Origin of the sequence: Nonomuraea sp. NPDC059023, assembly GCF_042740095.1 — a bacterium.
GTDB lineage: Bacteria > Actinomycetota > Actinomycetes > Streptosporangiales > Streptosporangiaceae > Nonomuraea.
On record NZ_JBHYIO010000004.1, the window covers coordinates 112,563 to 136,220 of the forward strand.

Below are 23,658 nucleotides of genomic sequence, written 5' to 3' on the forward strand. Positions count from 1 at the left end.
AGATCTATGGCCGGACCGCTGCTCGAAGCCCGCGGCATCGTCAAGAGCTACGGCCACGTCGAGGCGCTGCGCGGAGCCGACCTCGCGCTGCCGCCCGGCGAGGTCGTCGCGCTGATCGGGGACAACGGCGCGGGCAAGTCGACCCTCGCCAAGATCCTGTCCGGGGTCGAACCGCCCGACGACGGCGAGATCCTGCTCGACGGCGGGCCCGTGGCCTTCTCCTCCGCCGAGGACGCCAGGGCCGCCGGGATCGAGACCGTCTACCAGGACCTCGCCCTCTGCGCCGACCTCACCCCCGCGGCCAACTTCTTTCTCGGCCGCGAGCTGCTCAGGCCCGGCCTGCTCGGCCGCCTCGGGCTGCTCGACGACGCCGCCATGCGCGAGCGCGCCCGGCAGGCCTGCGAGCGCCTCGGGGTCGAGCTGAAGTCGCAGGACGCGCCGGTCTCCACGCTCTCCGGCGGCCAGCGGCAGGGCGTCGCCGTGGCCAGGGCGGTCACCTGGGCGCGCCGCGTGGTGTTCATGGACGAGCCGACCGCCGCGCTCGGCGTCGTCCAGACCCGCCGCGTGCTCGACCTCATCCGCGGCGTGCGCGACTCCGGCGTGAGCGTGCTGCTGATCAGCCACAACATGCAGGACGTCAAGGCCGTCTCCGACCGGGTCGAGGTGCTCAGGCTCGGCCGCAGGGTGGCCCGCTTCGCCACCGCGCAGGTCTCCATGGAAGAACTGGTCGGCGCGATGACGGGAGCACTCGGATGAGCGGACGGCTGCTGTCGGCGCAGGTGTTCTGGATCGGGCTCGTGCTCGCGGGCCTGCTCGCCGCCTTCGCCCTCCTGCGGCCCGGCAGCTTCGCCACCCCCTTCAACCTCCTGAACCTGGTCAGCGACGCCGCCATCCTCCTGCTCCTGGCCACCGGCATGACCTACGTGATCATCACCGCCGGGATCGACCTGTCGGTCGGCGGCGTGCTGGTCTTCTCGGCCGTGGCCGCCGCTCTGACGGCCGAGGCCACCGGCTCGCTGCTGGTGGGGGCGGCGGCGGCCGTACTGTCGGGGCTGGGGTGGGGTCTGCTCAACGGCCTGCTCGTCGCGCACGGGCGGATCCCCGCGCTGATCGTCACCCTCGGCACGCTCGGCATGTCGCTCGGCGCCGCGCTGCTGCTGACCGGCGGCGTCGACCTGCGCGCGCCCGGCGAGCTGAACCTCGGCCTCGGCCTGGCACGCTGGCTCGGCGTGCCGCACCTCGTGTGGATCTGCGGCGCCGTCACCGCCGTGCTCGGCTTCGCCCTCGCCCGCACCCGCTTCGGCCGCCACACCTACGCGATCGGCTCCAACGCCGAGGCCGCCCGCCGCGCCGGCGTGCGCGTCGCCAGGCACCTGGTCACCGTGTACGGCCTCGCCGGACTGCTGGCCGGGCTGGCCGGCTACCTGTCACTGGCGAAGTACGGCATCACCGGCGTGTCCGCTCATTCCACCGACAACCTGCAGGCCATCGCCGCCGTCGTGATCGGCGGCACGTCGCTGTTCGGCGGCGTCGGCACCGTGGCCGGCACCGTCATCGGCGTGTTCATCCCGGCGGTGCTGCAGAACGGCTTCCAGATCCTCGGCGTGCGGCCCTTCTGGCAGCAGGTGGTGGTCGGCTCCGTCCTGATCGCCGCCGTCTACGTCGACCAGCGCCAACGCGCCCGCCGCGACCAGTGAGGAGACTCCCCATGCGCAAGGCCCTCGCCGCCGCCCTCCTGCTCGCCCTCGCCGCCTGCGGCCAGCCCAGCGCCGGTGGCGCCGTCCGGGTCACACTCGTGCAAGGGCTGGCGGGGGAGGAGTTCTACGAGACGATGGCCTGCGGCGCGCGGGCCAAGGCCAAGGAGCTCGGGGTCGAGCTGGAGGTGCAGGGGCCGCAGAAGTTCGACCCGACCCTGCAGACGCCGATCGTGAACTCGGTCGTGGCCGCCCAGCCCGACGCCCTGCTCATCGCCCCCACCGACGTCAAGGCGTTGATCGCCCCGCTCACCCAGGCCAAACAGCGCAACATCAAGATCATTCTGGTGGACACAGTGGTCGAGGACGCCTCGATCGGCCTGTCCAGGATCAGCACCGACAACGTCAAGGGCGGCGCGGCGGCGGCCAAGGCGCTGTCGGAGCAGATCGGCGGCAAGGGCAAGGTGCTGGTCATCTCCACCGACCCCGGCGTGAGCACGGTGGACGCCCGGATCAAGGGCTTCGAGGAGGAGATCAAGGCCGCCCATCCCGGCGTGAGCTCGCTGGGCGTGCAGTACTCGCACAACGACGTCGGCGAAGCCTCCAAGATCGTCAACGCCGCGCTGGCGAAGGACCCCGACCTGGCCGGCGTCTTCGCCACCAACCTCAACTCCGCGACCGGCGCGGGCACGGCACTGCAGCAGGCGGGCAAGCTCGGCCAGGTCAAGATGGTCGGCTTCGACGCGGGCCCGGCCCAGGTCAAGCAGCTCAGGGACGGCGTCGTGCAGGCGCTCATCGCCCAGTTGCCCGGCGAGATCGGCGCGAAGGGCGTGGAGCAGGCGGTCGCCGCGGTCAAGGGGCAGCAGGTGACCGCGTCCATCCCGACCGACGCCACCATCGTGACCCGCGAGAACGCCGACACCCCCGACGTGCGGAAGGTCCTGTACAAGGCGGGATGCTGACGGATACCGGCGTACGGCCCGGCGATAGGATTTCGTGGTGCGAAGTGCTTCCTCCCGAGCCGAACAGGCCGACCAGCGCCGGGCCGAGCTGCTGGCCGCCACCCGGCGCGTCGTCCTCGAAAAAGGGCTGGCCAACACCCGGATCGCCGACATCGCCAAGGCGGTCAACGTCTCCGGCGGCCTCATCCACTACCACTTCGCCACCAAGGACGAGCTCATCACCGCGATGCTCAGGGCCACGCTCGACGTGGAGAGCGCCCGGCTGGAGGAGATCGTGCGCGGGCCCGGCACCGCCGTGAAGCGCTTCGACCGGGTCCTTGACTACTACATCCCGCAGTCGCGCGCCGACCAGAGCTGGCTGCTGTGGCTGGACGCCTGGAACACCGCCCTGCGCGAGCCCGCGGTCAACGCGATCGTCCTGGAGCTGGAGGCGACGTGGCTGCGCGCGATCGAGCGGGTGATCACCGACGGGGTGGACGGCGGCGAGTTCACCTGTGACGACCCGGCCGGAGCGGCCGAACGCCTCGACGCCATGCTCGACGGGCTGGCCATCCGCTACACGCTCCACCCCGACGTGCTCACCCAGGAACGCCTGCTCGCACACGCCCGTACCGCCGCCGCCCGCGAGGTCGGGCTGTCTCCCGAGGCGTTCTCCGCATGACGGCCATGCGCGCGCGTGAGCGGGGTCTGGCCGGCGGGCCGTACCGGACGGGGGAGCACAACGCGATCACCGACGTGCCCGGCGTGCGCGTCGGCCACATCACGCTGCGGCGCGAGCCCGCGATCCACACCGGCGTGACCGCGGTCGTCCCCGACCGGCTGCCGCTCAGCGCCGGCGTCTACGCGGGCAACGGCTACGGCAAGCTCGTCGGCACCACCCAGGTCGCCGAGCTCGGCGTGATCGAGACGCCGATCCTGCTGACCGCGACCATGTCCACCTTCCGCGTGGCCGACGCGCTGATCAGCTGGATGCTGGCCCGCGACCCCGGCCTGCCGTCGGTCAACCCCGTCGTGGGCGAGTGCAACGACGGCTGGCTGTCCGACATGCCCGCGCGCCCGATCACCGCCGAGCACGTCTTCGCCGCGCTCGACGGCGCCCGCCCGGGGCCGGTCGAGGAGGGCTGCGTGGGCGCGGGCACCGGCACCGTCGCCCTGGGTTTCAAGGCCGGCATCGGCACCGCCTCGCGCATCCTCGACCTGACCGGGGCCGGCCGGGTGACCGTCGGTGCGCTGGTCCAGGCCAACTTCGGCGGAACCCTGCGCACCGGGGCGCGTACCCACGAGGCGGAGACCGTCTCCGAGCTGGAGCTGCTCGGCCTGGAGACGCCGCCCGACGACGGTTCCTGCATGATCGTCGTGGCCACCGACGCCCGCCTGGACGGCCGCCAGCTGACCCGGGTCGCCAAGCGCGGCGTCTACGCCCTCGGCCGGGTCGGCGCCTCCTACTCCAACGGCAGCGGCGACTACGGCCTCGCCTTCTCCACCGCCGCCTCCGGCGAGCACGTCGCCGACCGGCACCTCAGCCCGCTGTTCGAGGCCACCCTCGACGCGGTGGAGGAGTCGGTGCTCAACAGCCTCCTGGCCGCGGTCACCACCCGGGGCCGCGACGGGCACACCGCGGCCGCCTGGCGGCCCGCCTAACGCCACCACGGCCGGTCGGCGGGGACGGCGCGCAGCACGTTCGTACCGCAGTGGATCGAGCCCAGGCGGACGTGGTAGTACCACGCCTCCACCCACTGCACGCGGTAGCCGAGCTTGTCGGCGACCGCCTCGGTCCAGGCCTCGAACAGGTCCACCTTGTTCTCCGGGATCACCAGCTGCCGCCAGCCGCCGCCGTTGAGCCGCCCGGCGGCGTCGAAGGCGTTCGCGTTGGCCCGCTGGATGTGCCGGCGGATCTGGGCATCCGGCATGCCGCGGGGGAAACCGTCGGCGAAGGCGAACGCCAGATTGGCGAGGTCGGTGGCGGTCGGCTTGCCCACCGACCGGTGGCGGGCCCAGAACGTGGTCCGGTTCAGGCCGCGGGCGCGTAGCCACTGCGGCGTGAGACGCGCGGCGCGCACCGCCTCGGGGAAGCGCGCGGCCACCGCGCGCAGCACACGGGCCGCCGATTCCGGCGACATGCGCGGCCCGTGCGGGCGGGGGATGAGCAGGCGGTCACCGGCCACCTGCAGGTTGGCCAGGTTCGGGGTGAAGGCGGTGCTGCGGCCGCTCGCGGGCGAGCGCCGGTCGAAGAAGACCGGGAGGCCGACGATCGGCATCCTGCCGTCGTACTCCGTGGTGATCCGCTCCACCGCCTCGGTGAGCCGGCCCGCCGCGGGGATCTCCGTCCCGTCCGGCCCGCTCCTGGCGGGTGCCGGCTCCGCCTCCAGGTCCTCGTTGAGGTTGTCGCTGAAGTAGTACATCTCGTAGACCGAGATGCCCGCCGGATAGACCGGCGCGGGCTGGGTGCTCCAGGGCGAGACGGGCAACGGGATGTCGTGCGCGGTCGGGCCCGAGGCGTTCTGCCGGGCGAGGTGCTGGTAGATCTCCGGAGGTTCGGTGGGCAGGGTCTGGCCCGGTTCGTGATGCTGCAGCCAGCGCAGGCCCCGCAGCAGGTGGGTGATCGGCTTGGTGCCCTGGATCGTGTGGCGGCTCCGGGAGCTGATGTACCGCCAGTTCGTGTACTCGGCGAGGTCGCGGGCGTTCAGCCCGCTCAGGAACTCCCGCTTGGCCTCGGTGATGATCAGCAGTGCCATGGCCGGGGCGGCGCGCAGCACCGTGCCCAGGCCGCGCGGGTCGCGCGGGTCCGGCACGAACGCCAGCATCTCGTCCACGTGGCCCACGTCCAGCCAGCTCGTGTCCACCTCCACCACGCTCTGGTGGCCGTGCGCCTGCCCGCGCAGGAAGGCCAGCAGGTCCGGGTCCATGTCGGTGAGCGTGGAGCCGTCGCCGGCCCGCTGGGTGGTGTTGCCGACGACGACCACCCCGGCGGGGCCGTTCTTGGAGGGCGGGCCGACCTCGATGTTGCCGCCGTAGTTGTGCCCGGAGTGCCAGTTGCCGAGCTGCCGGTCGAGCTCGACCAGTTCGCCGGCGCTCAGGACGAACTCCCTGGCCGGGCGCGGCCCGCTGGCGGGCAGCCGTAGCCGGGCCCGGTCGCCCGCGATCGGCATCTCGGCCGTCACGGCGGCCACCTGCCGGCGCGCGTCGTCGAGCAGCGGGTCGATCAGGTCCTTCTTCCACGGGGTGTCCGGGCGGGTCAGCGCCGCGCGTGCCGTACCGCGCAACAGGCTCAGCAGCAGGTCCAGCTCCGAGCGGGACTTCCACACGTCGGCCCGCGCCGGGCCGATCGCCTCGCGCATGCGGGCCAGGTCCTCGGCGGTGCCGATCCTGGAGACCATCTCCACCATGTGCCGGCGCAGTACCAGGACCTTCGTCAGCACGGTCAGCAGCCGGTCGCTCTCGGCGAAGCCCATCCGCGCGGGCGCGCCGCCCGCTCCCGGGACGGTCAGCTCGCGGTCCCAGAACGCCTGGCAGACCCCGATGTCCTTGCTCAGGAAGTGTCCGGCCAGCACGCCGCCCAGGTTCGGGGCCCCGGTCCTGGAGGCGTCCGAGCGGGTGCGCGGCGTGTGCAGGAGCACCCGCTGCACCCCGTCGGGGGTCCGCGTGTAGCCGAGCTGGTACTGGTCCTGGATCCAGCTGTCCCCGCCGTGCACCTCCTGCGGGATGAGCACCAGCGGCACGCCCAGCGGGGCGAGCGCGGCGCGCACGTCGGCGACGGCGGGCCCGTTGTCGTCCAGCGACCCGGCCGGGTCGTCCTCCCGCACCGCGCACATGTAGAGCCGCTCCAGCCGCCCCGCGTTGCCGATCAGCACGAACGGCGCCAGCGTCACCACCGCCTCGTCCTCGACCATGGTGCCGCCCGCGCCGTCGCGCTCCAGCCGCACCACGATCCTGGCGCCGGTCGGTGGCCCCGCTCCGGGGACCAGCATCCTGTTGGTCGCGGGACTGGCCGCCAGGTCCACCGCCTCCAAGGCCAGCCTCTTCGGGTACGGCCCCGCCGGCAGCGGATAGCGGGCCAGGTTCCGCCGCGGAACGGGCCGGATCCGCACCCCGGTCGAGTCCACGACCGCGATCCGCTGCGGATCGGCCCCCTGCAGGACCACGAACAGCGGGCCGGGCTCGTGGCTCACCTCCTGCACCTGCATCCTGATCGGCTCGTCGTCCCCGGCCGTCTTGGCCTGCCGTTCCCGGTCGGGGGTGGATGGGCCCGACCGGGCGACCGACGCGGGCAGCCTTCTGGCGTCGGCGTCCAGGTTGGCGCGCACCACGGCGCCGGGCTCGCGTTTCCTGCCTGCCCACTCCGCCGCGTCCCCGCTCAGCCGCCCGGTGCGGTCGTAGTCGGCGTGCAGGCGGTAGGCGCACACCTCAGCCTTCGCCGGCGTCGAGGGTGACGTGGGCGCCGGGGCGCAGCGCGTCCCGCAGCGGCGGCACCTCGGACAGATCCTGGACCAGCACCAGGTCCGTCGGCACCACCACCTCCCACGGCCTGGACCCGGCCGGGTAGGGGACGCCGCCGTCGATCCTGCCGAGGTTGGTGGTGATCTCGTCGATGATCGGCACGTACAGCTCGTCCTCGACCGTGGGCACGTCGTTGCCGTCCCACACGTTGCCGGTGTGCACGAAGTAGGCCACCGCGCGCTCGAACCCCGGCCGCACCGGCACCTGCACGCGCGCCGCCCCGGCCCGCAGGAACGCGGCGAAGTCCGGGTCGGGGTCGGTGACGTTCAGCGCCGGCACCCAGCGCGCCCGCCGCCCCCACAGGTGCGGGTAGAAGACGTAGAGCATGTTCTGCCACTCGAAGGCGTTCTCCAGGAACCGGATGTAACGGCCGTTGGCGTTGGCCTTGTCGAGGTCGAGGACGGGCGCGCCGGTCGGGCTCTTGAACGAGTCGAGGTTCAGCTCGGGCTGCTTGGCCAGCATCATGATGACCCACTTCTTCAGCTCGTCGCGCTCCACCCGCCGGTTGGCCAGCGGGTTGCGGCCGAACTGCCGGCTGCTGCTGCGTTCGAGCTCGCGCTGCGCCTTGCGCTCGTTGTACTCGGCGAGCTGCTGCTGGTAGGCGGCGATGATGGCGTCGAAGGCGGCGTGCTGCCAGCTCGCGTACGCCTCGGGGGAGAGCTTGCAGTCGACGTCGATCGCCACCGCCCACGCGTTGGCCGCCACGGAGATCGAGACCGACGCGTCCTTCTCCAGCCAGCTCGTCGGCCCGCCCTGCGATCCCCAGGTGTCGTGGAAGTCGTACATCTTGCCGTCGAAGACGATCTGGAACGGGTGCAGCTGGATGTCCGCTGCCCAGATGTGGGTGGCCTGCACGGTCGCCCGGTAGGCGCGGTAGCCGTCGGGGATCTCGACCTTGCCCGCGGCGCCGGTGGAGGTGTAGTTGCCGCCGTCGTACTTGGCGAAGAAGCTCGCCGTACGCAGCTCCGGCGGCTGCGGGGGCGCGTCGGTCACCCGGTAGCGGGCCAGCAGCGGGCCGTAGGTTCCCGCGTCGATCTGCGCGGGGGTCAGCGGGTTGCCCGCGACGGTCGGCGGGGCCGGTTTGACCAGCTCGCTGTCCTGCGGCGGGTTCTCCACCAGGCCGTAGAGGTAGAACGCCGCCGGCTCCGGCACCACGAAGTCGAACATCATGCGCTGGCCGTAGTTGAAGACCTGGGCGTCGTAGACCTTGTTCAGCCAGCGGTAGATGCCGCGGATGTGGCGGGCCAGGTTGTTGCTGAAGCCGTGCCGGTTGTTCTCCTCGAACTCCTCCAGCGTGCGCTTGCGCACCAGCGTGCGTACCTTCTCGCGGACCTTCTCCACCGTGCGCTGGGTGACCTCCTGAGAGAACGAGGACGCCTTGCGCTGCGACTCCTCGGTGGTCGTGGAGAAGCCCGCCTTGAGGCTGGAGGTGAAGGAGACCGCGGGGCCGTAACTGCCGCTGACCTGCAGGCCCGCCTCGATGTCGAGCTGGCTCTTGACGTGCTTCTCCGCCTCGTTCTGCAGCTCGTTGCGGGTCGTGGACTGGAGGTCCTTCTCCTTTTCGGTCTCCGTCTCGGTCTCCCGCTCGATGATCTCCTCGACCTGGGTGAGGCGGCGGGTGGAGCGCTCGCGGGACTCGCCGGCCATGACGTTCTCGATGTGGGCGTACTCGCCCAGCTCGTAGGCCTTGATCTTCTGCCGGACCACCAGCAGGTCGGCGACGCCCGCCTGCGAGTGCTGGGGGACCGGCGGCGGGTCGGTGACGGCCGGGGAGTCGCTGAGGGCGCGGTGGTAGCGTCCGAGGTCGATCTCGCCGCCGTCGAAGGCGAGCACCCCATCCGGTACGGCCCGCGTCCCCACGTGAGCGCCGGCCCGCCGCATCTCCTCCTCGATGACCGGAACCGCCCGCAACGGCAGCACCTCGTCGTCGAGCTGCCCCAGCTGTTCCAGGACGCCGGTGGTCGTGCCGCTCAGCCGCGCCACCCCGGAGGCCGACAGCCGGGGGCGTCCGGCGTTGGCGGCCCGCAGCCCGGCCAGCTGCCGCTCGACATCGCCGTCCGGCACGACGGGGGCCAGCACGTCGGGATACTCGACGTGCCGCCCGTCGGTGACCATCCGCACCAGCTCCCGCCGCGCCTCCTCCAGCCGCCCCAGCCAGTCACGCGCCTCCCGGCCCGCATCGTTGGAGGGCGGGGACGGCGGCACCGGAAGGGGTTCCTGCCGAACCCGCCCCAGAAACCCGGGCAACATCACCACAACCCCACCCACCACATCCCCCAGGGTCCTCCGCCCCCCTTCCACGCTCCGGCCCTCCACGCCTCCACCGCCGGCCGCGTCCCCACCCTCACCCGAACCCTCCTCGCCCGGTGCGTCCTGGCCCTGCCCCGGATACCCGTGATCCGCCTGGCCGTGATCCACACCGCCGTGGGCCCCATCCCCGTGGGCCGTGTCCTCCTGACCTACGTCCCCGTGGGCGGTCTGGCGGGGGATCGCCTGCTCCGGGATCGCATGCCCCGAGGCGGCCAGGCCCGGGATGGCCCGGCCGGGGACGGCCTGATCCGGGGTGGTTGGGTCCGGGGTGGTTTGGTCCGGGGTGGCGGAGAAGGTGGCGGCGAGGGCAAGGAGTTTGGCGTCGAGCAGGTGGCGCTGGCCGTCGCCCGCCGGGTCGCCGAGCAGCGCGGTGGTCAGCACCTGGTCGGTGACCCGGGCCCGCGTGGCGGCGAACCGTTCCCCGGCCACCAGTTCCGGCAGCGCCCTCCCGTAGGCGTGGCGGACCAGCGCGTCCAGGTCGGCGTCTTCGAGGGGGCGGTCCTGGTTGGCGTAGAACCATTCGCGCAGGGCGGCGGTGTCGAACGGCTCGGGGTGGTCGGCGGCGGCGCTGTACCCGCGGACGATCTCCCGCAGCCCGGCCCGGTCCGCGCCGCTCGCCACCGCCGCGGCGAGCTGCTGGAAGAGCCCGGCCGCCGGGACCAGCACATTCGGCGGGGGCTGGACTCGCGCCTTGGCCGGCCGGACGGTGATGAACCGGAGAATGCCTTCGCTAGCCAATGGGCACCTCACCCTCGCTGGGTCCGCTGGACAGCACTCTTGGTGTTGACGCGACCACTTAGTGTGCTGAACTTGACGCGCCAACGTTACGTCCGTCAGATCCGGTTGTCACGGGGTTTCCCGCTCAGCGGGCCGACTTCGGAGTCGTCACGGCGGCCGGCCCCGCGCGCCCGCCGGCCGTCACCCTGGACAGAGCCCGGCCATGTGCGGCGGGTGGGGTGGGGGCGGCTTGCCGTAACCCCGAAAGGCCGGGCACGAGAGGGCAACCCCAAGCGCCCGCACGCGGCGAGAAGGCTTGTGCGGCGAGATGCGGCCTACACGGCGCGCGAGAGGGCGAGCCCCTGTGGCGCGGGCGAACGGCGGGTTCGTGGCGGGAGAAAGGCGCGGCGGGAAAAGGCTCGTGTGTCGCGGGCGGGCTTTGGGCGCGCGGAGGGGAGGTGCTTTTGTTGCGAGAAAGCCTGTGGAGGAGAAAGTCCTCGCGGGGAAAATTGCGCGGGGAGGAGGCTGCGCGGGAAGGCCGTGCGGGGACGGCTGTGCGGGGATTTACGCGGGGAGCGCGGCGAGGAGGAAGGCCAGGCGGGCGGCGGCGGCTTCCACGTCGTCGGTGCTGCCCAGGCGGTAGCCCCAGGAGGTGACGAAGGCGCCCTCGTCGGAGCACGTGACGGTCTCGGTGAGCGTGGTGGAGAAGCGGTTGCGGACCGACACGTACGCGGGGTCGCAGGCCAGGGCCACGCTTTGGACCGAGAGGTCGGCGTGGCGACCCGCGTACCAGGCGAAGCGCTCCAGGCAGAGCGTGGTGTCCAGCATCAGGCGTCACCTCCGCATCGTCTCGCGCCACAGAATTGCACGATCTTCGCTCGCGGGGCAAGCAATTGCAGGGATTAAAGTGAGGATTGTTTCCCGTATTCGTGAAGAATCCGGATGATGAGGGCCCTGCCGGATTCGTCGAAATGGGCGACCTTGCAGTACTCGTCGAACGCGCTCACGTAGAAGGCGATGTCATCGGGATCGCGGAGGACCAGGTCTTTCGTCATCGTGGCGACCCCGACCATGGCCTCGTTGTAGATCCAGAAGCCGTTGATCGGCGAGGACGGCAGCTCGGCGGTGTAGGGGATCACGCCGAACTCGACGTTCGGCAGCGTGCTGACGGCCAGCAGGCGGTCGAGCTGGCCGCGCATCACGTCGATCGGGGCGAGCCTGGTGTGGAGGACGGCCTCGGGCACCACGAAGCGGAAGGTGCGCGTCGGGTCGTAGAGGATCTCCTGGCGTTGCATCCGCACGCGTACCGCCGCGTCGATCTGGTCGGGGGCGCTGTAGAGGCGTTTGACCTTGCGGAAGACGTGCCGGGCGTACTCGGTGGTCTGCAGCAGGCCCACCACGATGCCCGGCTCGAACACGCGGAACAGGCGGGTGCGCGCCTCCAGGTCGCGGATGTCCTCCTGGATGGCGGCCAGCCCGCTGCGGTGGCGCTGCTTCCAGTCGTCGTGCCGCTCCAGCAGCGAGATCGCCTGGCCGATCAACTGGTCCGTCACCTCCGGAGCAGCCTGTACGGCTGTCGCCCACACCACCACGTCGTCCTCCGTCGCGGTCTGGCGGGCGTTCTCCAGCCGGGAGACCTTGGACGGTTGCCAGCCAAGCCGCTCGGCCAGATCCTTGCCGGACAGGTGCACCGCCTCGCGCAGATGGCGAAGCTGGGCGCCGAGGTCGATGCGCGCCTGCTGAAAGGACGTCACGCCGCTAGAGGCTAGACCTGTGGGCATGGATCATGCCAGGCCCGGTTTCGCAATTGTGATCAATCGGTCGCGGCGCGTGGCTTTCCGGCAGCCGGAAAGCGGAATGCCCGCGCCGAGGGGTGACGCGGGCAGGAGGGGCGCTCGGGGGCGGGCGAGCGTCCGTAATGGGTCAGAGGACTCGGCGGGCGATGTCTACGAGCAGTTCGCGTGGTACTTCGACCGCCGTCTCGCCGTCGAGGACGTCGCGCAGATCGGCGAGCGCCTCGGGGTCGGTGAGCTGGAGGCCCTGCACCACGATGGTGCCGCGGTCGGTCTCGTAGAGGGTGGGACAGGCCCCGGCCTCCGAAGTGGAGCCGAGAAACCGCATACGCATGACGATCCTTCCCCGATCAATCCTGCAATTGCGAGCAATTGTAGGAGCTCCAGGGATTTATGTGATCGTTTTAGTTCAAATTGGTATGAGTCGGTCACCGGGGGCCGGTCAGGCGGACGTCGCCCTTCGCCGACAGGACGAAGACCTGCCAGTTGTAGTAGGCGTAGAAGCTGCGCGGGTCACGCTTGATCTGGGCGGCGTGGGCCAGCACCGCGTCCACGTAGCGCACGTCGTGGTTGTAGGCGAAGACGGCGCGGCGGTAGTTCCTGGGGGCGCCGGTGGCCTTCAGGTAGTTGGCCGCGGCCATGATCGAGTCCTTGGACTTGTGGACGTCGCCGCCCATGCCGTACATCTTCCAGGTGCCCGGCATGAACTGCATCGGCCCCTGCGCGCCCGTGGAGCTGGCCGAGCGCACGCGGCCGAACTTCGTCTCCACCAGCATGATCGCCGCCAGCACCTCCCACTCGACGCCGAAGCGCTTCTCCGCCTTGACCATGTGACCGCGCAGCGTTCCGGCCGGTTCCGCCTGCGCGAGGCGCATCTTCGCGCGGCGGGCCGCGGTGATCGGGCGGGCCATCGACAGCAGCTTGCCGACCGCCTTGGCGTTGTCGCGGGCCTCGGCGGCCACCGGCCTGGGCAGCTTGGCGATGACGGCGCGGGCCAGCGTGGCGTTCCTGGCCAGCTTGCGGTAGACGCGCTGGTGGTGGAGGGCGTACAGGACGACCTCCTGCGGCGGCTGGGCGGCCTTGCTCTTGGTCCAGGCGTCGATGCCCGAGTAGAGGGCGGTGGTCGTGGCCTTCAGGTCGGCGGCCAGCTTGGCGGCGTCCGCCGGGATGGGCGTGCCGGGGGCTGGGGCGTTCCCGGGCGTGTTCTGGGAGGTGCCCTGGGGTTTGGTGGCGGGAGACTCGGTCGCGGGCTTGAGCTGCTCCCGGGCGGCGGCGCCGCCTGCCGTGCCGCCTGCCGTGGCGCCGCATCCGGACAGGACGACGGCCAGGGACGCTGCGAGGACGAGTCTCATGACGTCCCACCGTACTGCCTGATCAGCTAGATATCGGCGTATTTCGCCCGAGCGGCAGCAATCTTGTCCGGCAAGTACTCCGTGGGCCACAAACCCGGCGCGGGCTCGTAGTCCTTCAGCACGCGGCGCGCGATCGAGGCCTGGTGCACCTCCGTCGGCCCGTCCATGATGCCCATCAGCGGCGCCGCCTGCCACAGCCGCGCCAGCGGCGTGTCGTTGGACACGCCGAGCGCGCCGTGCAGGTGCATCGCCCGGTAGACCACGTCGTGGAAGACCCGGGCCGCCGCCACCTTGCAGGCCGCGATCTGCGTGCGCGCCTCCCGCGTCGACGACTGGTCGATCAGCCACGCCGTGTGCAGCACGAGCAGCCGGAACTGCTGGATCTGCAGGTAGGAGTCGGCGATCGCCGCCTGCACGAGCTGCTTGCCGGCCAGCACCCCGTCGTGGGTGGCCCGCGACAGCGCCCGCTCGCACATCATGTCGAAGGCCTTCTTGACCGCCGCGACCGTGCGCATCGCGTGGTGCACCCGGCCGCCGCCCAGCCGGGCCTGCGCCACCGCGAACGCCCCGCCCTCCTCGCCGAGCAGCGCGTCGGCGCCCACCCGTACGCCGGTGTAACGCAGGTGCGCGTGGTGGCCGGAGCGGTCGCCCATCGTGCCGATGTTGCGCACGATCTCCACGCCCGGCGTGTCCGACGGCACCAGGAACATCGACATCCGCTTGTAGGGGTGCGCCTCGGGGTCGGTCACCGCCATCACGATGAAGAAGGCGGCGTTGTGGGCGTTGGAGGTGAAGTACTTCTCACCGTCCAGGACCCACTCCTCGCCGTCCCTGGCCGCGCTCATCGTGAACAGCCTCGGGTCCGATCCGCCCTGCGGCTCGGTCATCGAGTACGCGGAGAACACCTCGCCGTCCAGCAGGGGACGCAGGTAGCGCTCCTTCTGGGCGGCGGTGCCGTACATGGCGATGATCTCGGCGTTGCCGGTGTCGGGCGCCTGGCAGCCGAAGATGACCGGGGCCCAGGTGGAGCGGCCGATCAGCTCGTTCATCAGGGCCAGCCTGAGCTGGCCGAAGCCCTGGCCGCCGAGTTCGGCGCCGAGGTGGCAGGCCCACAGGCCCTGTGCCCTGACCTGCTCCTTGAGCGGGTCCACGATCTTGCGCAGCCGCTCGTCCGGCGTGCCGTACGCCTGGCCGGGGAAGACCAGGTCGAGCGGCTCCACCTCCTCGCGGATGAACGTGTCCATCCAGTCGAGCTTGGCCTGGAACTCCGGCTCTACCGCGAAATCCATGTCTGTGCCCTCGCAAACAGGTCCAGGGTGGTCTGGTGGAGGAGGTCCCCGATGTCCTTGGGCGCCTTCCCGGCGCAGGCGCGGGCGTGGCTGCCTTCGAGCACGATGCCGAGCTTGAAGCAGGCCATGACCGCGTACCAGTCGATCGCCGACATGTCCCGGTCGGTCAGCGCGGCGTAGCAGGCGACGATCTCGTCCTCGGACGGCAGTCCCGGCACGTGCCCGGCGTTCGACGGCCAGGTGGCCAGCAGCCAGCCGAGGTCGAGCAGCGGGTCGCCGACCGTGCACATCTCCCAGTCCACGATGGCCGCCACGCGCGGGCCGTCGTGGGCGAACATCAGGTTCGCGAAGTGGTAGTCGCCGTGCATCACCCCCGGCGTGAACGACGCCGGCCGGTGGCGCTCCAGCCACGTGGCGGTCTCGCGCAGCAGCGGGATCTCGGGGCCCGGGTAGCCGTCGAGCCTGCCGTAGGACTCCAGCTCGGCCGTCCAGCGCGGCACCTGCCGTTCCAGGAAGCCCTCCGGCCGTCCGAACCCCGGCAGCCGCCCGGGATCCACCCGCCCGAGCTCGGCCAGCGCGACCGCGGCCTCCAGCCCCATCCGGTGCCGGATCGCCGCGTCGGAGGCGTGCGGCTCCGGCAGCCCGGTCGAGGGGTTGAAGCCGTCGACCGGCTCCATCAGGTAGTAGACCGGCTCGTCCGCGGTCTGCGCGGCGATCAGCCGCGGCGCGGGCACCGCGGTGTCGCGCAGCACCGCGAGCACCCTCGCCTCACGCCGCAGCACCTCGTTGCTCTTGCGCCGCGGCCGCAGCGGGGGCCTTCTCAGGATGTACGGCCGGCCGCCCCGCGAGAAGCGCACCATCACGTTCTGCGTGCCGCCGAGCACCGGCGCGACGTCCCCGATGGGCCCGCCGGGCAGGCCCTGCCCGTCCATCCAGGCCCCGAGCGCGTCGAAGTCGATCGTGCTGACGTCGATGTGCGTGGAGGTCATGGCACCCTTCGGACCCGGATCAGAATCAAATTCTAGTCGTGAATCTACGGCCGCCCTTCGCCGAAGGTCAACCCAGCGAGACCATCAGCGGCAGGAACCGGCGCGCGTGGTCGCCCGGCAGCTCGCCGCCCCGCACCATCACCGTGTTCGGGAACGGCGAGCCGAGCCCGCGCTCCACCGCCCACGCGACCAGGCCGGGACGGCTCATGTCGAGGTCGAGCCTGACCGGCAGGTCCCAGCCGGCGGCCAGGTCGCCGATGAGCGCCGTGGCCTGCTCGGCGTCCTGGGCGACGAGGGGGCCGATGACGATCTGGGTGTCGTTGCGCCAGGCGCCGCCGTACCCCTCGATCCTGCCGCCCGCCTCCAGCACCCTGACCCGCTCGTGGAAGGCGGGCATGCGGCGCAGCAGGTCCGAGCGGTCGGCGCCGAAGACCTTCGCGTCCAGCGCGAGAATGTCGTCCAGGTCGCGCTCGGTGGCGGGGCGGCTCGCGCCGGACGGCGCGCCCGTGAACGGGCCGCGGTGGGACTCGACGCGGCCCACGGCGCGGAATCCGAGGCGCTCGTAGACGGGGCGGCCGTTGGCGGTGGAGTAGAGCCAGACCGTGCGCTCGCCCGCGACGTCGAGGAGGTGGCGGACGACACGGCCGGCCAGGCCCTGGCGCTCGTGTCCCGCCGCGGTCAGGACCATGCTGACCGCGGCGGCGTCCGGCCCGTAGGGGACCAGGAGCGCGGTGGAGGCCAGGCCCCCGCCCGGGGCGTCGATGCCGTAGACCTCGCCGACGTCGAACAGGAAGCGCCACTTGTGCTCCTCCGCGCCCCACTGGCGGGAGACGGCCAGGCGGGAGCAGGCGGGCAGGTCGTCGTGGGTGAGTCGCCGAACGTGCATCCGGACATGATGCCCTGACCGGGCATGGGCCATGATGCCGGGTCATGGCGTGCGTGGTGGCGGTGGACGTGGGCGGAAGGCAGGCACGCCAGGGCTGGCGGTCAGGTCAGGTAGTCCGCCGGGATGTCGGCCATCTGGGCCCGGAGTTCCTCGCCCAGCGCCTTGGCCTGCGGGTCGAGCCGCGGGCTTGCCGCCACTCCTCGCCCCAGCAGCCCGTGGACGACGAAGTTGACCGCGTTGAGGTTGGGCAGCTCGTACCGGTCGAGGCGGTATCCGGCCAGCCGGGGCAGCAACTCCCGGAGCCGGTCGGCGGTCAGGTAGGCGGCCAGCCAGCCGTACTGGGCGGGCGATCGCACCCACACGCCCAGGTTCGCGTTCCCGCCCTTGTCGCCCGACCGGGCCCCGGCCACCCGGCCCAGCGGCGCCCGCGCGGTGGGCCCGCCGGTGTAGGCGGGCGCCTCGGCCGCCGTCCCGTCGAAACCGCCCGTGTGCTCGGCTCCGGCGGGCACCTCCACCGGTGTCCCGTCCACCGTCACCCGCGCCCGCACCGAGCCGGCGGGCACGAGAACGGGCCAGTACACCCCATAGGGTGAGGCGTTCCCCGGCGGCGTGAGCCCGTAGAAACCCGGATAGCTGGCCAGCCCGGTCTCCACCACCGCCGAGGAGAACGCGCGCCCGGCCACCTTTGCGTCGGCCGACATGACGGTGATCCGCAGCAGCGGCGGATCGACGCTCACGTCCACGTCGTCGAACGCCTCGCGTGGCACCCGGGCCCAGATCGCCTCCTGCGCCACCCGCGCCTTCTCCTCCAGGTCCAGGCCGGTGAGCATCAGCGTCATCGTGTTGCGGTAGCCGCCCAGGTAGTTGACGGCCACCTTCAGCGTGTCCGGCGGCGGCGAGCCGCGTACGCCGCTGACGCGGACCCGGTCGGGCGCCTCCTGCTCCAGCGTGACGGTGTCGAAGTGGGCGGTGACGTCGGGGCCGAGGTAGCGGGGGCCGCCGATCTCGTACAGGAGCTGGGCGGTCACGGTGCCGACCGTGACGGCGCCGCCGGTGCCCGGGTGCTTGGTGATCACCGAGGAGCCGTCGGACTCCAGTTCGGCGATCGGGAAGCCGCAGTGCGTCAGGCCGGGGATCTCGGTGAAGAACGCGTAGTTGCCGCCGGTGGCCTGGCAGCCGCACTCGATGACGTGCCCGGCGGCCACCGAACCGGCGAGCGCGTCGTAGTCGGTGGGGCGCCAGCCGTACCGCCAGATGCCGGGGCCCGTGACCAGGGCGGCGTCGGTGACGCGGCCGGTCACCACCACGTCGGCGCCGGCCGTGAGGGCGGCGGCGATGGGGCGCCCGCCGAGGTAGGCGTTGGCGGTCAGCGGGGTGGCGTCGAGCTTCTCGCCGGTGTCGGCGTTCGTGAGGTCGAGGTCGCGGCCGGTCAGGTCGTCGCCGCTGACGGCCGCCACGGAGGCGCTCAGCCCCAGGCGGGCGGCCAGGTCGGTGACGGCGGCCGCGCAGCCCTCAGGGTCGAGCCCGCCCGCGTTCGAGACGATCTTGATGCCTCGCTCCAGGCAGGTGCCCAGCACCTCCTCCACCTGCTTGAGGAAGGTGGGGGCGTAACCGGGGCGGCCCTTCAGGCGGTTGCCGGCCAGGATGAGCATGGTCAGCTCGGCCAGCCAGTCGCCGGTCAGCACGTCGATCGGGCCGCCCTCGACCATCTCGCGGGCCGCGGACAGGCGGTCGCCGTAGAAGCCGCTGCAGTTGGCCACGCGCAGGGTCATGGCACCCACTTCGGCGGGCGCTTGTCCACGAAGGCGGCGATGCCCTCCTGGCCCTCCTCCGAGGTGAAGCGCTGCGCGGACAACGCGGTCATCTGCCGCAGGCCCTCCTCGAACGACACCTGCGGGATGTCGCGGACCATCCGCTTGGTGATCGCGAGCGCCTCGGGGCCGCCCTTGAGGAGCATCTCGGCGTAGCGCGCCACCTCGGCGTCCAGCCTGTCCCCGGGTACGGCCCGCGTCAGCAGCCCGATCTCCGCGGCACGGGCGGCGTCGAAGACCTCGCCGGTCAGGAAGTACTCGGCGGCGGCCCGGGGGTCCAGCCTGCGCAGCACCGGCACCGAGATCATCGCGGGTACGACGCCGAGCCGTACCTCCGTGAAGGCGAACGAGGCGGTGTCCGGCGCGATCGCGAAGTCGCACGCGGCGACCAGCCCGAGCCCGCCCGCCCGCGCGGTGCCGTTGAGGCGGCAGATGACCGGTTTGGGACTCTCCCAGATCAGCCCCAGGATCTCCGGGAACGACGCCGTCACCGGCGCGTCCCCCGCCCCCGCGGCCGGTTCGATGCGCTGCTCCTTCAGGTCGGCGCCCGAGCAGAAGACCGGGCCGGTGCCGGTCAGCACGATCAGGCGTACCTCCGGCTCGGCCAGCGCCCAGTTGAGCCTGGCCTCAAGGTCGCCGAGCAGGCGCACCGACAGGGCGTTGCGGTTCGGCGGAGAGTCCAGCGTGATCGTGGCGATGCCGCCGTCGAGCTCCTTGTGGACCAGACTGCTCACTCGTCCCCCTCCTGGATGATCGCCAGCACGCTGCCCGCCTCCACCTGCTGCCCCTTTTCCACGCGCAGGCCGGCGACGACGCCGTCGGCGGGCGCGGCGATCTGATGCTCCATCTTCATGGCCTCAAGCACCAGCACCACCTGACCCTTGGTCACGCGGTCGCCGGGCTCGACCTCCACGCGCAGCACGCTACCGGGCATGGGCGCGAGCAGTGATCCCGGGGCCACGTGCTCGACCGGCTCGGGCAGCCGGGGCAGCGGCGTCAGGCGGGCGGAGCCGACGTAGACGGCGTCGTCGTAGCGGGCGACGTCGTGGGCGTGCCTGATCCCGTCCCGCTCCAGCACCACACGGTACGGCGTCGCCGCCACGACCGTGACCCCCTCCGGCAAGGGCCGATAGACCACCTCGATCTCGGCGAACCTCGCGCGTTCCTCCTGCGAACGGACATTGCGCCAGCCGGCGGGCAGCGTGGCCAGGACCTTGGCCCCGGCCCGGTTGGCGGCGGCGAGGGCGAGGGCGGCGGCCAGGGCTTCCAGCTCGGTGGGTTCCGGGGTGGCGGTGAGATCGTGCTGGTCGAGGAAGCCGGTGTGGGTGGCGCCCGCGACGTAGTCCGGATTTTTCAGGATATTGAGGAGGAGGTCGCGGTTTGTGGTGAGGCCGTGGAGTTTGGCCTGTTTCAGGGCGCCGGTGAGTTTCCTGATCGCCACGTTCCGGGTGGCTCCGTGGGCGATCACCTTGGCCAGCATGGCGTCGTAGTGGGTGGAGACCACGGAGCCCGACTCGACCCCCGAATCCACCCGGACCGGGCCGTCGATCTCGAACCTGTGCAGGGTGCCGGACTGCGGGACGTAATGGGCGTCCTCCGCGTACAGGCGGACCTCGATCGCGTGGCCCGCCGGTTCCGGGGGCGCCTCCGGCAGGGCGGCGCCCTCCGCGACCTCAAGCTGGAGCCTGACCAGGTCGACGCCGTAGACCAGTTCGGTGACCGGGTGCTCCACCTGAAGGCGGGTGTTCATCTCCAGGAATGCCACGGTGTCGTCCTTGACCAGGAACTCCACGGTGCCGGCGCCGGTGTAGCCGATGGCGCGGGCGGCGCTGACGGCGGCCCGCTGGAGCCTGTCCCTCATCTCGCCGGAGATCGCGGGGGACGGGCACTCCTCCAGCACCTTCTGGTGCCGCCGCTGGACGCTGCACTCACGCTCGCCCAGGGCCCAGACGGTGCCGTGGGTGTCGGCCAGGATCTGTACCTCGATGTGCCGGGCACCCTCCAGCAACGGCTCCACGAACACCGTGCCGTCACCGAAGGCCGCCTCCGCCTCCCGCCGCGCCGAGGCCACCTCCCGCTCAAGCTCACCGGCCGACCGCACCACCCGCATCCCCCGCCCACCACCCCCGGCAGAAGCCTTGACCAACAGCGGATAAGCCACCCCACCCACGCCCTCCACGCCGACGCCCCCCGCGCCCATGCCCGCCTCGGACCCAACGCCCCCTGCGCCCGGGGCCGCCCCCTCCACCCCATGGCCCCCAGGCCGCAGGGTCGCCGCGTTCGCGCCAAGGCCCTCCGCCGTGGCGGCCGTGACCGCGTCCGCCACGCCCACGTGCACATCCGTCCGCATGTCCGCGCCAAGGGCCCCGTTGTCCGGGGCGGCCCGGTCCGCCTTGGCCGTGTCGGTGTTGGTCGGGCCATCCGTCGGGCCGGGCGTCGCCTCCGTTGTGTCGACGGTGTGCCCGACGGGTGGGCCGAGGGGCGTCGCGTTGGGGGTGGTCGTCTCGGTGGTCTGTTCTTCTGGGGTGCCGGGGGGTGTCGGGGCGGTGAGGGGTAGGGACGGCAGGACGGGGACGCCTGCCTCGGTCATCAGGCGTTTGGCCTCGACCTTGGAGCCCATGGCGGCGATCGACCCGGGGGAGGGGCCCACCCAGGTCAGGCCCGCGTCCAGGACCGCCTGGGCGAAGGCGGCGTTCTCCGACAGGAAGCCGTAGCCGGGGTGGATGGCGTCGGCTCCGGACATCCGGGCTGCCTCGATGATTCGGGAAATATCGAGATAGGTGGCGCTGGGGGTGACGCCGCTCAGCCGTACCGCGTGATCGGCTTCTGCCACGTGCGGCGCGTCCGCGTCGGCGTCGGAGAAGACGGCGACGGTCTCGATGCCGAGCTCGCGGCAGGTGCGGAAGACGCGGCGGGCGATCTCACCGCGGTTGGCGACGAGCAGGCGCGTGATCACGGTCATGGACGGAACACCCCATATCTCTGCGGTTCCGGCTCCGGCGCGTTGTTGATCGCCGACAGGCACAGTCCCAGCACGGTCCTGGTGTCGCGGGGGTCGATGACGCCGTCGTCGTAGAGGCGGCCCGACAGGAAGAACGGCAGTGACTCCGCCTCGATCTGCGCCTCGACCATGGCGCGCATGGCCGCGTCCTGTTCCTCGTCGTACGGCAGGCCGCGCGCCGTCGCCGAGGCCCGCCCCACGATGGACAACACCCCGGCGAGCTGGGCCGGTCCCATGACCGCCGACTTGGCGCTCGGCCAGGTGAACAGGAAGCGCGGGTCGTAGGCGCGGCCGCACATGCCGTAGTTTCCGGCGCCGTAGGAGGCGCCCATGGTGACGGTCAGATGCGGCACGCTGGAGTTCGACACCGCGTTGATCATCATGGCGCCGTGTTTGATGATGCCGCCCTGCTCGTACTCCTTGCCGACCATGTAGCCGGTGGTGTTCTGGAGGAAGAGGAGCGGGGTGCGCGACTGGTCGGCGAGCTGGATGAACTGCGTCGCCTTCTGCGACTCCTCGCTGAACAGGACGCCGCGGGCGTTGGCGAGGATGCCGATCGGGTATCCGTGGAGGGTGGCCCAGCCGGTGACGAGGGAGGGGCCGTAGAGGGGCTTGAACTCCTCGAAGGCGCTGCCGTCCACGATCCTGGCGATGACCTCGCGGGGGTCGAACGGGATCTTGAGGTCCTCGGGGACGATGCCGAGAAGCTCGTCGGCCGGATATTTCGGGTCATGGGTGGTTCCGGGGGTGGTGCCGAGTTTGCGCCAGCGCAGCGATTTCACGATATTTCGGCCTATGCGGAGGGCGTCATGCTCGTCCACCGCGAGATGGTCGGCCAGGCCGCTCGTGCGCGCGTGCATCTCCGCCCCGCCCAGCGACTCGTCGTCGGACTCCTCGCCGGTCGCCATCTTGACCAGCGGCGGACCACCGAGGAAGACCTTCGCGCGCTCCTTCACCATCACCACGTGGTCGCTCATCCCGGGCACATAGGCGCCGCCCGCCGTGGAGTTGCCGAACACCAGCGCGATCGTCGGGATGCCCGCCGCGCTCAGCCGCGTCAGCTCCCTGAAGATCTGCCCGCCCGGGATGAAGATCTCCTTCTGTGTCGGGAGGTCCGCTCCGCCCGACTCCACCAGATTCACGTACGGCAGGCGGTTGCGGAGAGCGATCTCCGACGCGCGCAACGTCTTCTTCAGCGTCCACGGGTTCGACGCCCCGCCCCGGACCGTCGGATCGCTGGCCGTGATCACGCACTCGACGCCCTCGATCACCCCGATCCCGGTCACCACGCTCGCCCCCACCGGGAAGTCGCTGCCCCAGGCGGCCAGCGGTGACAGCTCCAGGAACGGCGAGTCGGGGTCGACGAGGAGCTCGATGCGTTCCCTGGCGAGGAGCTTGCCGCGTTTGCGGTGCCGGTCGACGTACTTCTCACCCCCGCCCGCGACGGCCTTGGCGTGCTCGGCGTCCAGGTCGGCCAGCTTGGCGAGCATCGCCGCGCGCCGCTCCCGGTACTCCGCGCCGCCCGTGTCCAGCCTGCTCGTGATCATCGGGGCGGCTCCAGAAGGTCTGCGCCGGGAGGCGGAAGTGGCTCGGTGGACACGCCGGGGTGGAGCGGCGGTGAAGTTGACGTCGGCGTCAAGCCGATGGCGCGGGCCCAGAGCTTGGTCAGCAGGTCCACGGCGGCCGCCTCGTCGGCGTGCTCGCCCAGGTCCAGCCATACGTGGGCGAAGTGCTCCACCATGCCGCCCAGCATGATCGCGGTCAGCCTGGGGTCGAGCGTGGGGTCGGCCAGGCCCTGGTCCTGGAGGCGGCGCAGGCCCTCGGCGCCCCGCCGGACGAACACCTCGCGCAGCTCCAGCAGCAGGCCGGCGAAGCTCTCGTCGGTGGTGGCGGCCTGTTCGAGCATCCTGACCAGGCGGGAGTTGGCCGCCCAGGCGCGCAGGTAGAGGCGGTTGGCCGCCTCTATCCGCTCATACGGCGCGCCGGAGGCCGCCGGGCCGACGACGCTGGCGGTGAACATCTCGCCCACCACCACCCCGGCGACCTCCCTGAACAGGGCTTCCTTGGAGTCGAAGTACGTGTAGAAGGTGCCGTGGGAGACGCCGGCGCGGGCGCACACGTCGTCGATGCGGACGGCGTCGAGCGGCTGGGCCGCGAACGCCTCCCGGCCGGCATCGACCAGAGCGGCCCTGGTCCTGCGGCCGCGGGCGGTCAGCACCTCAGACTTGACGATCACGTCAACTACCCTACGACCGCCGTCCCGGCCAACGGAAGACCCAACCGGATGCGCGCCGTACCCCATGGGCGGAAATGACGGCGGCGCCGCCCCCGAAGAGGGGAGCGGCGCCGCCGGGAGG

At 71.8% G+C, this 23,658-nt stretch carries 19 protein-coding genes; 5 read left to right on the forward strand and 14 right to left on the reverse strand.

Features of this window, described 5'->3' with window-relative positions; translation table 11 throughout:
• The first annotated feature begins 6 nt into the window (after positions 1-6).
• From ACFWYW_RS08710 to ACFWYW_RS08730, 5 genes are read left to right on the forward strand one after another with little or no spacing between them, the layout of a single operon-like run.
• Positions 7-756: an ATP-binding cassette domain-containing protein gene (locus ACFWYW_RS08710; RefSeq protein ID WP_379613352.1), complete on the forward strand. Its 750-nt coding sequence runs from the start codon at positions 7-9 to the stop codon at positions 754-756.
• Positions 753-1,697, forward strand: coding sequence for an ABC transporter permease (locus tag ACFWYW_RS08715; RefSeq protein WP_379613350.1), 945 nt, complete (start codon positions 753-755; stop codon positions 1,695-1,697). Before ACFWYW_RS08710 ends, ACFWYW_RS08715 begins: the two co-directional genes overlap by 4 nt.
• Before the next feature lie 11 nt (positions 1,698-1,708).
• Complete coding sequence (locus ACFWYW_RS08720; protein WP_379613348.1) at positions 1,709-2,656, forward strand: ABC transporter substrate-binding protein; 948 nt, start codon at positions 1,709-1,711, stop codon at positions 2,654-2,656.
• A 37-nt stretch (positions 2,657-2,693) separates the two neighbouring features.
• Positions 2,694-3,317: a TetR/AcrR family transcriptional regulator gene (locus tag ACFWYW_RS08725; protein ID WP_379613346.1), complete on the forward strand. Its 624-nt coding sequence runs from the start codon at positions 2,694-2,696 to the stop codon at positions 3,315-3,317.
• Entirely contained in the window at positions 3,314-4,297 is a 984-nt protein-coding gene (locus tag ACFWYW_RS08730; RefSeq protein ID WP_379613344.1) for a P1 family peptidase, read from the forward strand. The genes ACFWYW_RS08725 and ACFWYW_RS08730 overlap by 4 nt, the downstream gene beginning before the upstream one ends.
• On the opposite strand, the gene ACFWYW_RS08735 is transcribed toward ACFWYW_RS08730, so the two are convergent.
• From ACFWYW_RS08735 to ACFWYW_RS08800, 14 genes are all read right to left on the reverse strand, one after another.
• Positions 4,294-7,059: a protein-arginine deiminase family protein gene (locus ACFWYW_RS08735; RefSeq protein WP_379613342.1), complete on the reverse strand. Its 2,766-nt coding sequence runs from the start codon at positions 7,057-7,059 to the stop codon at positions 4,294-4,296. The two genes, ACFWYW_RS08730 and ACFWYW_RS08735, sit on opposite strands and share 4 nt — an antisense overlap.
• 1 nt (position 7,060) lies before the next feature.
• A complete protein-coding gene (locus ACFWYW_RS08740; protein WP_379613340.1) occupies positions 7,061-10,201 on the reverse strand; it encodes a hypothetical protein in 3,141 nt (1,046 codons plus the stop codon).
• A gap of 543 nt (positions 10,202-10,744) precedes the next feature.
• Positions 10,745-11,008 carry a hypothetical protein gene (locus tag ACFWYW_RS08745; protein WP_184962528.1) on the reverse strand — a complete coding sequence of 88 codons (264 nt, stop codon included), beginning with the start codon at positions 11,006-11,008 and terminating at the stop codon, positions 10,745-10,747.
• Between the two features lie 74 nt (positions 11,009-11,082).
• Positions 11,083-11,934 carry a helix-turn-helix domain-containing protein gene (locus ACFWYW_RS08750; protein WP_379613338.1) on the reverse strand — a complete coding sequence of 284 codons (852 nt, stop codon included), beginning with the start codon at positions 11,932-11,934 and terminating at the stop codon, positions 11,083-11,085.
• Positions 11,935-12,103: 169 nt separating this feature from the next.
• Positions 12,104-12,307: a hypothetical protein gene (locus ACFWYW_RS08755; RefSeq protein ID WP_184962524.1), complete on the reverse strand. Its 204-nt coding sequence runs from the start codon at positions 12,305-12,307 to the stop codon at positions 12,104-12,106.
• 94 nt (positions 12,308-12,401) lie between these two features.
• Entirely contained in the window at positions 12,402-13,325 is a 924-nt protein-coding gene (locus ACFWYW_RS08760; protein WP_379613337.1) for a transglycosylase SLT domain-containing protein, read from the reverse strand.
• Between the two features lie 26 nt (positions 13,326-13,351).
• A complete protein-coding gene (locus ACFWYW_RS08765) occupies positions 13,352-14,614 on the reverse strand; it encodes an acyl-CoA dehydrogenase family protein (protein ID WP_379613336.1) in 1,263 nt (420 codons plus the stop codon).
• The gene (locus ACFWYW_RS08770) at positions 14,599-15,603 is read right to left on the reverse strand and encodes a phosphotransferase family protein (protein ID WP_379613335.1); all 1,005 of its coding nucleotides are present in this window, start codon (positions 15,601-15,603) and stop codon (positions 14,599-14,601) included. The genes ACFWYW_RS08765 and ACFWYW_RS08770 overlap by 16 nt, the downstream gene beginning before the upstream one ends.
• 67 nt (positions 15,604-15,670) lie before the next feature.
• Complete coding sequence (locus tag ACFWYW_RS08775; RefSeq protein WP_379613334.1) at positions 15,671-16,489, reverse strand: GNAT family N-acetyltransferase; 819 nt, start codon at positions 16,487-16,489, stop codon at positions 15,671-15,673.
• Positions 16,490-16,590: 101 nt separating this feature from the next.
• Positions 16,591-18,261: an acyclic terpene utilization AtuA family protein gene (locus ACFWYW_RS08780; RefSeq protein ID WP_379613333.1), complete on the reverse strand. Its 1,671-nt coding sequence runs from the start codon at positions 18,259-18,261 to the stop codon at positions 16,591-16,593.
• Positions 18,258-19,034, reverse strand: a complete 777-nt coding sequence (locus tag ACFWYW_RS08785) for an enoyl-CoA hydratase-related protein (protein ID WP_379613332.1) — start codon at positions 19,032-19,034, stop codon at positions 18,258-18,260. The genes ACFWYW_RS08780 and ACFWYW_RS08785 overlap by 4 nt, the downstream gene beginning before the upstream one ends.
• Complete coding sequence (locus ACFWYW_RS08790) at positions 19,031-21,262, reverse strand: biotin carboxylase N-terminal domain-containing protein (protein ID WP_379613331.1); 2,232 nt, start codon at positions 21,260-21,262, stop codon at positions 19,031-19,033. The genes ACFWYW_RS08785 and ACFWYW_RS08790 overlap by 4 nt, the downstream gene beginning before the upstream one ends.
• Positions 21,259-22,848: an acyl-CoA carboxylase subunit beta gene (locus ACFWYW_RS08795; protein ID WP_379613330.1), complete on the reverse strand. Its 1,590-nt coding sequence runs from the start codon at positions 22,846-22,848 to the stop codon at positions 21,259-21,261. Before ACFWYW_RS08795 ends, ACFWYW_RS08790 begins: the two co-directional genes overlap by 4 nt.
• The gene (locus tag ACFWYW_RS08800) at positions 22,845-23,537 is read right to left on the reverse strand and encodes a TetR/AcrR family transcriptional regulator (RefSeq protein WP_379613329.1); all 693 of its coding nucleotides are present in this window, start codon (positions 23,535-23,537) and stop codon (positions 22,845-22,847) included. The genes ACFWYW_RS08795 and ACFWYW_RS08800 overlap by 4 nt, the downstream gene beginning before the upstream one ends.
• Positions 23,538-23,658 lie beyond the last annotated feature (121 nt).

Excerpts from the sequence above, each read along its gene's own strand:
- ACFWYW_RS08710 (WP_379613352.1), top strand. The coding sequence starts at position 7 with ATGGCCGGACCGCTGCTCGAAGCCCGCGGCATCGTCAAGAGCTACGGC.
- ACFWYW_RS08715 (WP_379613350.1), top strand. The coding sequence starts at position 753 with ATGAGCGGACGGCTGCTGTCGGCGCAGGTGTTCTGGATCGGGCTCGTG.
- ACFWYW_RS08720 (WP_379613348.1), top strand. The coding sequence starts at position 1,709 with ATGCGCAAGGCCCTCGCCGCCGCCCTCCTGCTCGCCCTCGCCGCCTGC.
- ACFWYW_RS08730 (WP_379613344.1), top strand. The coding sequence starts at position 3,314 with ATGACGGCCATGCGCGCGCGTGAGCGGGGTCTGGCCGGCGGGCCGTAC.
- ACFWYW_RS08745 (WP_184962528.1), bottom strand. The coding sequence starts at position 11,008 with ATGCTGGACACCACGCTCTGCCTGGAGCGCTTCGCCTGGTACGCGGGT.
- ACFWYW_RS08755 (WP_184962524.1), bottom strand. The coding sequence starts at position 12,307 with ATGCGTATGCGGTTTCTCGGCTCCACTTCGGAGGCCGGGGCCTGTCCC.
- ACFWYW_RS08760 (WP_379613337.1), bottom strand. The coding sequence starts at position 13,325 with ATGAGACTCGTCCTCGCAGCGTCCCTGGCCGTCGTCCTGTCCGGATGC.
- ACFWYW_RS08765 (WP_379613336.1), bottom strand. The coding sequence starts at position 14,614 with ATGGATTTCGCGGTAGAGCCGGAGTTCCAGGCCAAGCTCGACTGGATG.
- ACFWYW_RS08770 (WP_379613335.1), bottom strand. The coding sequence starts at position 15,603 with ATGACCTCCACGCACATCGACGTCAGCACGATCGACTTCGACGCGCTC.
- ACFWYW_RS08775 (WP_379613334.1), bottom strand. The coding sequence starts at position 16,489 with ATGCACGTTCGGCGACTCACCCACGACGACCTGCCCGCCTGCTCCCGC.
- ACFWYW_RS08780 (WP_379613333.1), bottom strand. The coding sequence starts at position 18,261 with ATGACCCTGCGCGTGGCCAACTGCAGCGGCTTCTACGGCGACCGCCTG.
- ACFWYW_RS08790 (WP_379613331.1), bottom strand. The coding sequence starts at position 21,262 with ATGACCGTGATCACGCGCCTGCTCGTCGCCAACCGCGGTGAGATCGCC.
- ACFWYW_RS08795 (WP_379613330.1), bottom strand. The coding sequence starts at position 22,848 with ATGATCACGAGCAGGCTGGACACGGGCGGCGCGGAGTACCGGGAGCGG.